Source organism: Bacteroides sp. UBA939 (genome assembly GCF_002293435.1).
Taxonomy (GTDB): domain Bacteria; phylum Bacteroidota; class Bacteroidia; order Bacteroidales; family Bacteroidaceae; genus Bacteroides.
This window is the reverse complement of sequence record NZ_DBDF01000111.1, coordinates 1-11,192: the sequence shown is the minus strand read 5'-3', so window position 1 is coordinate 11,192 and position 11,192 is coordinate 1. Positions and strand designations below refer to the sequence as shown.

Here is an 11,192-nt window from a genome sequence, read left to right as displayed (position 1 = left end):
ATTGCGCAGCAACCGGATTGAGATTCCGGTTCGCTATATTATCATTCATAGTATAAACTAATTATGAACATCTACTTATGTTTTGAATATAAAGCATTATTTCGATGAAATCATTGTTGTTGGATACTCTCCGATAAACAAATACAATATTCCACGCGCACGCACGTTATACAAGGTATTATGATAGAATACATCAAAGGCGGACTTGCTGAGCTTAGCCCGGCAACCGCAGTTATCGACTGCAACGGATTGGGATATGCCGTTAATATCTCATTGAATACGTATGCCGCCATTCAGGGCAAAAAAGAGTGCAAACTATACATCTACGAAGCTATCCGGGAAGATGCATATATCCTTTTTGGTTTCGCCGACAAACAGGAACGGGAGTTATTCCTGCTGTTAATCTCCGTATCGGGCATCGGAGGTAATACGGCGCGCATGATACTTTCGGCGCTCTCTCCCGCTGAACTGGTGAGTGTTATCAGTACCGAGAATGCAAACATGCTGAAAACGGTGAAAGGTATCGGATTAAAAACAGCCCAACGTGTCATTATCGACCTGAAAGATAAGATTAAGACAGGAGCTGCGGCTATGGGAAGCGCCATAGGAAGCCTCAGCGGAATGACGGTTGCTGCAAATGTACAGGTACAGGAAGAGGCTATTTCCGCACTGACAATGCTGGGATTTGCACAAGCGCCATCGCAAAAGGTGGTATTGGCGATACTGAAGGAAGAACCGGAGGCACCGGTGGAACAGGTTATTAAATTGGCACTGAAAAGGCTATAGCAGACGAGAATTTAGGTGAGAATGGATACGCGGACGACACGGATCCATTCCCATCACTAAATTATCATTCATAGAACTGAACATACATGAATTCTCCCCATATACGACATATCATCCTAATACTGCTGTTGTGGCTAACGTCCGGCAGTTTTGTCGTTATGGGACAAAACGTGACGCAAGAAGATAATACAGAAAACACAAAAGACACAGAAATTACCCACACCCAAGATACAATCCCCCCAAGATACTCCGTCCGCAAAACAGTACCCGCCACATTGCAGGAACTATCCCCGCGCCCGGCAGACCTGAAATCGCCGATGAACCTGCGGACAGAAGTAGAGTACGACATAAAAACAAACAAATACTTTATCCGCACCAAACTGGGTAAAACAGAAATCGGCGTACCGTTATTACTCACTCCCGAAGAATACCTGGACTGGACGCTCAAACAATCCATGCAAGCATACTACCGACAGAAGAATGGAGAGCAAATCGGCAAAGGAAAAGAAGCATTCGACTTCCTGGATATGAAGTTCGACCTCGGTCCGGCAGAGAAACTATTCGGCCCCGGCGGAGTACAGATACGCACGCAAGGCAATGCAGAACTTAGTTTCGGAATAAACTACAAAAACGTGCAGAACCCCTCATTGCCCGAGAGCCAGCGGAAAACACTCGGATTTGATTTCGATGAAAAGATAAACATCATTGTCAGCGGAAAGGTGGGCGACAAAATCAACCTGAACATGAACTACAACACAGACGCCACGTTCGACTTTGACACCAAACAATTGAAACTGAGGTATGAAGGAAAAGAAGACGAGATAATCAAACTCATCGAAGCCGGAAACGTCAGCATGTCCACCAATAACTCACTGATACGGGGAGCGTCGGCGCTATTCGGCATACGCACCGACCTGCAATTCGGGAAGCTAAAACTGCAAGCCGTAGTCAGCCAACAGGAAAGTGAAGCCAAAACAGTGACAAGCCGGGGTGGCGCACAGACAACAACCTTTGATTTTTCCGCCGATAATTACGAAGAGAACCGGCATTTCTTTCTGGCGCATTACTTCCGTGACGCTTATGACAAGAATCTGGCACAGCTTCCCAACGTACTGTCGGGAATTACAATCAACCGCGTCGAAGTGTGGGTAACCAACAAACGGAACAATTACGACAATCCTCGTAATATCGTAGCGCTTACAGATCTTGGAGAAGCCTTCCACATCAGCAACAACACCCAATGGCCAGGAACGGGTAATCCTCAAAACCCGACTTCCAACCTCAATGTCCCGGCAAATAATGCCAACATCCTCTACTCGCAGATGATAAGCAGATATGCCGCCGCCCGCGACATCAGCCAGGTAACTAACACGATGAACGCCATTCCCGGCGTACAAAGCGGCATGGATTATGAAAAAATAGAGAGCGCCCGCCTGCTCACTTCCTCGGAGTACACGTTGAACGCAAAGCTCGGCTACATCTCATTGAAACAAACCCTGCAACCGGATGAAGTATTGGCAGTAGCCTTTGAATATACATTGGGAGGAAGAAATTACCAGGTAGGCGAATTCGCCTCGGATATCAAAGAAACGGGACAGAGCCTGTTCGTAAAACTCTTGAAGAACACGGCTAACTCACCCGACGCCGGTTGTTGGGACTTGATGATGAAGAACGTCTACAGCCTTAATGCTTACGCCGTGCAGAAAGAAAAGTTCCGGTTGGACATCACTTACCAAAGCGATACGACAGGGGTTTACCTGCGTTATATCCCCGAAGGGAAAATAGCCAAGACACCTTTATTGCGTGTCATGAATCTCGACCGCCTGAACAGCCAAAACCAGACCGGCGCAGATGGTTTCTTCGACTTTGTGGAGAGCTACACGGTTACGGCATCCGACGGACGTATCTACTTTCCGGTAGTGGAACCTTTCGGCAGCCATTTACGAAAAGCGATGGGGGACGATGTGCTGGCAGACAAATACGTATTCCAGGAACTATACGACTCCACCCGTACCGTAGCGCGCCAGACGGCGGAGAAGAACAAGTTCCGCCTCACAGGAGAATACCGCGCGTCGAACGCGAACGAAATACGGCTGGGTTCCATGAACATCCCCGAAGGTTCGGTACGGGTAACGGCAGGTGGTGTCATTCTTACGGAAAACTCAGATTACACCGTGGACTATACCATGGGAGTTGTTACCATCCTCAATCAAAGTATCATTGATGCAGGTACCCCCATCAGCGTAAATCTGGAAAGCAACACCCTCTACAGTATGCAGCGGAAAACGATGCTGGGTATGAACTTCACGTACGATTTCTCACGCAACTTTTCACTCGGCGGAAGCATCATGCATCTGAGCGAGAAACCACTGACGAGTAAAGTCGCCATGGGTGAAGAACCACTCTCCAACACGCTATGGGGAGTAAACGCTTCCTGGAAAACGGAAAGCCAATGGTTGACAAATATGATAGATAAGCTTCCGTTCGTCAGCGCCACCGCACCGTCCTCCATCAATCTCGGAGTGGAGTTCGCCCACCTTATTCCGGGACATGCCAAGGGGTTACAACAAGATGCTTCGTACGTCGACGATTTCGAAAGCACGCAAAGTGGCATCGACCTGCGCCAACCATCGTACTGGATGCTGGCAAGCACGCCCTACACCCCCACAACCGCCAATCTTTTTCCGGAAGCGGCGCTCAGCAACAATATAGAATATGGAAAAAACCGTGCGTTGCTGGCATGGTATCATATCGACGGACTGTTCACACGACGCAACTCTTCATTAACTCCAACGCACATAAAGAACGACCTCGACCAACTCTCCAACCATTACGTGCGCGAGGTTTACGAACAGGAGCTTTTCCCCAACAAAGAACTCCCCTATCAGGAATCTGCGGCAATGAACGTACTGAATCTTGCCTATTACCCACAGGAGCGAGGGCCTTATAATCTGAGTACGGACCTGAACCCGGACGGTACATTAACCAATCCGCAGAACCGTTGGGGAGGCATGATGCGCAAACTGGATACCAGCGACTTTGAAGCCGCCAATGTAGAGTACATTTCGTTCTGGCTACTCGATCCTTTTATTTATGAAGAAGAAGATGATAACTCAGCCGAGACACAGGGAACTACTTCCGGAGGAGTACGGAAGCATAAACCGGGGATGACGAGAAACAGCCTCGGACGAAGTATCTCCGGAGGCGACCTTTACATCAATCTGGGTGAAATATCCGAAGACATACTGAAAGACGGTAAGAAGTTCTTTGAAAACGGAATGCCTGTCGACGGAGATCTGACTAAAACCGAAGAAACTGTTTGGGGACGGATTCCCCGCGAGCGGAGCATTGTGTATGCCTTTGACAATGCCACCGGCGCCCGCCGTCGCCAGGATATCGGTTTGAATGGACTCTCCACAGAAGACGAACGCACTTTCTCCACTTACAGGGACTATCTGGAGAAGGTACAGAGCACCGTCGACACTGAAACCTTCGAGAAATTCTATAATGACCCGGCAGGAGACAATTATCACTATTTCCGCGGAACAGATTACGACCGGGAAGAACGCTCCATCCTTGAACGCTACAAATATTACAATAATACGGAAGGAAACTCCACCGCCAGCGAGGACTCACCGGAACGTTACGACATTTCCGCCAAAACCGTGCCCGATGTGGAAGACATCAATCAGGACAATACACTGAACGAAACGGAGAAGTATTTCCAGTACCGCATCAACCTCGACCCCACCCGGCTGCAAGTAGGACAGAACTACATTACGGACAAACGGACGGTCAGTGTCCGGCTGCGCAATGGCAGGACGGAAGAGGTGGATTGGTATCAGTTTAAAGTTCCCGTACGCAGCGGTCAAGCTATCGGCAATATCAGAGACTTAAAATCAATCCGCTTTATGCGCATGTACCTGACCGGATTTGAAAAGCCTGTAGTACTACGCTTTGCCACCCTCGAACTGGTACGCGGCGAATGGCGCACATATACGGATGCATTGACCAACACCCAGCAAGGAAGCAGTACCGCAAGCAACGCAACGTTAACGGTTTCCGCCGTCAACATCGAAGAAAACGGCGACCGTACTCCGGTAAACTACACAATGCCTCCCGGTATTTCCCGCGTCATTGACCCCGGGCAGCCGCAACTGCGCCAACAGAACGAACAAGCCATGAGCCTGAAACTGGAAAACCTCACCCCCGGTGATGCACGCGCCGTCTATAAAAACACGGGAATGGACATGCGGCAATACAAACGGCTGCAAATGTTTGCACATGCTGAAGCCTTGCCGGATTTGAATACCGACCCGCAAAACGGCGAACTATCCGTTTTCATCCGTCTCGGTTCAGACTATCGCAGCAATTATTACGAATATGAAATTCCTCTTACTCTTACTCCGCACGGCGAGTATAACGGCAGCACTACAGCCGGTTGTCTTGCCGTGTGGCCGGATGCCAACAGCCTCGACATTGACCTGAGCCTACTGACCAACGTCAAGAAAAACCGCAACCGGCTGAAGAACACGCCCAACAGCGGTGTCTCCTATTCCAGAGTATATGCCGAGTATGACCCGGAACATCCCGCCAATAAAGTAAGTATCGCAGGCAATCCTTCATTGGCAGAGGTAAAAACCCTGATGATTGGCGTGCGCAACAATGCCCGTACCGTTAAATCGGCAGAGGTATGGGTAAACGAACTTCGCCTTACCGAATTTAACGAAGACGGCGGATGGGCGGCGCAAGGTAACCTCAATCTACAGCTTTCCGACATCGGTAATGTTAATGTTGGGGGACATATTGAAACGGCAGGTTTCGGCGGGCTCGAACAGAGTGTCAGTGAACGCCGTCTGGACGATTACTACCAATATAACTTCACCACTACGTTCGACTTCGGACGGTTCTTTCCCAAGGCAGTTAAACTGAATGCGCCAGTCTACTTCTCTTATTCCAAAGAGGCAACCACTCCCAAATACAATCCGCTGGATAAGGACATGTTGCTGGAAGATGCTCTCGACGCCTTCATAACCGATTGGGAACGGGACTCGTTGATGAACATTGCCCGGGAAATAGCTACCTACCGCAACTTCAGCCTCAGCAACATGCGCCTGGGTATCATAAGCAAGAATCCCATGCCTTACGATCCGGGGAACTTCACCTTCAGTTACTCCAACTCATACCGTCACAACCACGGCAGCACTACCGCCTATGAAAATGAAACGGACTGGCGCGCCGCCATGACGTACAACTACGCCCCTGCCTACAAACCGTGGGAACCTTTCAAAAGTATACGAAGTAAATCGCCGTGGTTGCGCATTATTAAAGATTTTAATCTGAACTGGTTACCGCAGAACATATCATTCAATACGGATATGACGCGGCATTACTACGAATTACAACTGCGTGACCTGGAAATGCTGACTGCCGGAATCCACACGGAAGGCGGAGATACCGGCATGGAAAATATCCCCGTATCCATAGCCAAGGAATTCCTCTGGAACCGTGACTTTGCCTTGCGTTGGGATTTGACAAAGAACCTGCGCCTTAACTATACTTCGGCTACTCATGCCGAAGTTGAGGAACCTTACGGCGTAGTCAACAAAGACCTCTATCCCGATGAGTACACCGCATGGAAAGATACCGTACGCCGCAGTCTGTTCAGCCTCGGTCGCCCCATCGGCTTCCAACAGACATTCAATGCTACTTATAAACTCCCGTTTGATATGTTCCCTGTGACAGACTGGATTAGCGCCGACTTCCGCTTTGCCTCTTCCTACAACTGGGATCGCGGAGTGTCCCTCGCCGGTGGTGTGGAAATGGGGAATACTGTCAGTAACCAACGCAGCATTGATGTGAACTCCCGCTTTAACCTGGAAGCGTTGTACAACAAGATACCTTATCTTAAAAACGTAAACCGCCGCTTCTCCGCTTCTTACCGTAATCCGGCAGAAAACAAGAATGCCAAACCTCTCCGCTTTGACAAGGAAGTGCAATTGCAAGCGGACACTGCATTGACTATCGTGCACAACATGAACTCCAAACGCCCCAAAGTTACGGCGCTCACCGTTGACGGACGCCGTTACCCCGTACGATACAAAGTTCTGGATGCCAACTCTCTCCGTATCGACACCCGGGATACGGCATGCATCAAACTGACTGTTATTCCCGGCCCGAAACCCGAAGACGGCTGGTGGTACAAGTTCGGGCAACATGCCGCGCGGTTTGCAATGAGTGTACGCAATTTCAGTTTCACATATAAGAATACATACGCCATGATGCTTCCCGGCTTCCGTCCTGAAGTAGGTGATATGTTTGGACAGAAGAAGCAGGGTGGTTTCCTTGCGCCGGGGTTGGACTTTGCCTTTGGGTTCACAGGAGACAGTTATATTGACCGGGCGCTGGAGAACAACTGGCTCATCTGCAACGACTCTGTAGTCAGCCCTGCCGGCAGTAACGCTCTTGAAGACCTGCAACTGCGCATTTCCTTAGAACCTATACGGGATCTCAAAATAGACCTGACAGCCAACCGTACCAGAAACCAAAGCCGCGAAATGCAATACATGTTCGAGGGAACACCGGATACTCGCAGCGGAAACTTCTCCATGAGTATTATTTCCATCGGTAGCGCCTTTGAACGTCCCAGCGCCGGCAACGCTTACCGTTCCAAAACCTTTGAGCGTTTCCGCAATAATCTTGATTTTGTTCGCGAACGTGTGGAGGCGCGGTATTCCGGCGCTCAATATCCGCAAGGCAGTGTGCTGGCGGGACAGACTTTTGATCCTGCAAACGGTACTATCAGCAAATACTCTCCGGATGTTATGATTCCCGCTTTCTTTGCTACATATACAGGAAGAGATGCACGGAACAATGCGCTCGATTTCTTCCCCGGTCTGCTTTCCATGATGCCCAACTGGCGTATCACTTATAACGGGCTGAGCAAAATAGCCTGGTTCAAGAAGCATTTCCGCAGCGTTAACCTGAACCATGCTTACCGGAGCACATACAGTATAGGTAGTTATAACACGTTCCAAAGTTTTATGAGCTATATGGGAGATATTGGTTTTGTGGAAGATGTACAGAGCAACAATCCTGTTCCTTCATCCCGTTTTGATGTCAGTATGGTATCTATCAACGAACAGTTTTCACCTCTTATAGGTATGGATGCCACTCTTCAAAACGGACTTACTGCTAAGGTGGAGTATAGAACCAGCCGTATTCTGAACCTCAGCATGAGCGCTTATCAATTGGTGGAGACTGCTTCGCGCGACTTAGTGGTAGGGTTGGGATATAAGATTGTGGATTTTAAGCTGTTCACTAATCGCAATGTGAGGAACAGCAGGAATACCACCAGCCATGACCTTACTCTCCGTGCCGATGTATCGTTCCGTAATCAGTCAGCCCTCTGTCGTGACATACAGCAAGGCTTTGCACAAGCAACCAGCGGAAACAAGGCTCTGAAAATCTCCTGTTCGGCAGATTATACATTGAGCCGTTTATTAACTCTCCGGCTTTACTATGACCGCCAACAAAACACTCCGCTTATTTCTTCCGGTTCTTATCCGGTGGTCAGCGCTGACTTTGGTTTCAGTATGAAGTTCTCGTTGACGCGGTAATTTAGCGCGTAGCGCTAAATTAATTATGAATTATGAATTATGAATGGCTATGCAGCACGATTGCGCAGCCATTCATAATTCATAATTCATAATTCAAAATTGCGAAGCTCCGCTTCGCAGGTCTATAATCCTCTCCTCACACGGCGTCAGTTTCTCCGCCCCGCTTTCCGTAACCACCCAAGAGTTCTCAATACCCAACGGCCCGACGCCGGGCAACACAATTTTGGGTTCAAGGGCAAATACCATGCCCGGCTCTAACTCCTGTTTCATACGCGGAGCAAGTATGGGAGTTTCATTGATTTCCAAGCCTACACCGTGACCAATGAATTTGGCTTTCTGTCCCACTCCCATAAAGTAATCGGCAAATCCTGCTTTAGTCACCATACCAATAGCCATATTATAAAGGTCTTCGCATACGGCGCCCGGCTTTGAACTCTCAATCACGGCTTCCTGTATATCCAGACAAACCTGGTGTGCGGCGTACGCCTTCTCCGGTAACTTACCGATAGAGAATACACGGCTCATATCTCCCATGTATCCATAGAAGTTACCACCCATATCCACCATAACACTCTGTCCGGGCTGCAATAAAGTACCGTTCGCTCCGACAGGTATGGACGAATCAAGTCCCTCACCTCCTAAAGCGAAGTCATAAGGCGAAGGCGTCATTGCATTATCTCCCGCCAGGAGGCTGCCCATAAATATTTCCATATTCTGACCGAATGTCCGGAATATGCCCAGGCAACCTTCAAGGCGCATCAGTCTTTCTATTTCTATTGATAATTGGCGATCCGTCATACCGGAAACATAGACCGACGGTATTTGTTCGTACGCTTTCGTATGCGCAATACCCGAACGACGGAACATCTCAATTTCCATCTCCGTCTTTATGCAACGCGCCCGGCGAATCAGGGGAGTTCCGTTTACGACAGTAGTTTCCGGAAAACAGGCTGCCAGACGGGTATATTCCGTGTACGTGAGTTCATCTCCTTCCAACATCAGCTTTGCCGGTATCGGAAGACCGTTTTCTTTCAGTAACTCAGGCAATTGTTCCGGCTTGCGAATAGGGTGAACGTATTCACCCTTAAGCGTGTTAGGGCGTTTAACAAACAAGCGCGCCGGAGCATTCAAAGGCAGATACAGATAACCGCCGACAATGCGGCCATACGTATAGAGCAAGTTTACATTACAAGTGATAAGGGCGGCTTCAATTCCTTCTTGAGCCATAAGGGAGCGTATCTTATCGCGCCTCAGTGTTAATTCGGATTGTAACATCTCAGTGGTATTTATGTTTTAAGGCGCCAAAGATAACCAAAACTAATTGATATCATCCAAATTTTGTTGAATAAAAAGCCGAGGTCTATCAACCTTTATAGCTCGGTACATACAGGAGGACTTCTTCCTGACTACGGTTTATTTCCAAGGCTACACCCTTGTATTGTAGCGCAACCACACCAATGGTTTTGTTTCATTCCATATCGTTTTAAGCTAATTACTAATTGTTGATTTCGGCTATGCCATTTAAAATCACGAACCAGTTCGTATACCATTTACACAAGGTTGTAATGATGCATTTTCATTGATTGATACCTGAAAAACATTCAATTCTATATATTATCGCATAAAATTCACTATATTTGTTAGCAGTATCAGGATGTCTCATTGAAAAAAGAGGAAAAATATGACAACGAGAATTGAAATAAAGAACTTTAAATCGGTCAAGCATGTTGTTCTTGAAAATTGTAAAAGAATTAACCTGCTTATAGGGAAGCCCAATGTGGGAAAGAGTAATATATTAGAAGCTCTTTCCGTCTTCAGTTTACCTTATGCCCGGTATACAAATAATAAATCCATTCAACAGTTTATCAGATGCGAAAACGAATCCGAATTATTCTACAACGGAGATAAAACAAAAAATATTGAGATACACACCGATTCGGATAATTTTGTTCTTCAATCCAATAAAACAAGCATTGTATCTCGCTTGAATGGTCTTCTCAATGGTAAATCTGTTGTCGAATTAAGCAGTTTGAAAGTTAAGCAAACCGGGTCAGAGATGCCAAATAAAGATGTGAGAAGTTACTTCTTTCCGACCCCCTTTCAATTTGAGAACACCGGACTTAATTTCTTACAACCAACAAGCGGATGTAATCTATCGGCCATCTTAAATTCATTAGAAGATACGAAGAACGAGATTTCTGAGATCCTCGCATTATATGGTATAAAACTATCTTTTGACCAAGCAAGCCAGCAAATTAAATTGTTTAAGCAGGTATCAGGAAGCAGTATTTATTTAGTACCATTCAATTCTATTGCCGACACTCTGCAAAGAATAATGTATTATAAAACAGCTATAGCCAGCAATGAGAATGCCATCTTGACGTTTGAAGAACCGGAAGCACATTCTTATCCTCCATACATCTCTAAAATAACAACAGATATTGTCTACTCCGAATCAAACCAATTCTTTATTACAACCCACAGTCCCTATGTTTTGAATGATTTTTTAGAAAACAAGAAAGAGGATTTAGCCATCTACCTTATTGATTTTAAGAATGGGGAAACAACTGTTAAAGGACTCTCCGAAGAAGAAATGAATAAAGCGTACTCGCTTGGCGTAGACTTATTTTTTAACGCAGAAATATTCTTGACTGAATGAACGGACTCACAATTATTCCGGAATGTTACATAGATACTTGTCTTACAGAAACAATCACATCATGTTATGATAAGTTCAATCACCAAAAGGGCTGTAACACAGTAAGTAGGGTGTCCAGTTCTATGTTC

Annotated in this window: 4 protein-coding genes; 3 read left to right on the top strand and 1 reads right to left on the bottom strand. The window is 47.1% G+C overall.

Translation table 11 applies throughout. From position 1 onward, the window contains the following. Positions 1-180: 180 nt before the first annotated feature. Complete coding sequence (ruvA, locus tag B2Z67_RS07495) at positions 181-786, top strand: Holliday junction branch migration protein RuvA (RefSeq protein ID WP_291529199.1); 606 nt, start codon at positions 181-183, stop codon at positions 784-786. Between the two features lie 86 nt (positions 787-872). Then, positions 873-8,405, top strand: a complete 7,533-nt coding sequence (gene sprA, locus B2Z67_RS07490; protein ID WP_291529198.1) for a cell surface protein SprA — start codon at positions 873-875, stop codon at positions 8,403-8,405. A 93-nt stretch (positions 8,406-8,498) separates the two neighbouring features. Here the strand turns inward: sprA and B2Z67_RS07485 are convergent, their stop codons facing one another. Continuing rightward, entirely contained in the window at positions 8,499-9,680 is a 1,182-nt protein-coding gene (locus tag B2Z67_RS07485) for a M24 family metallopeptidase (RefSeq protein ID WP_291529197.1), read from the bottom strand. A 406-nt stretch (positions 9,681-10,086) separates the two neighbouring features. Here B2Z67_RS07485 and B2Z67_RS07480 point away from each other — a divergent pair, with 406 nt between their 5' ends. Beyond that, entirely contained in the window at positions 10,087-11,064 is a 978-nt protein-coding gene (locus B2Z67_RS07480) for an AAA family ATPase (RefSeq protein WP_291529196.1), read from the top strand. The last annotated feature ends 128 nt before the right edge of the window (positions 11,065-11,192 follow it).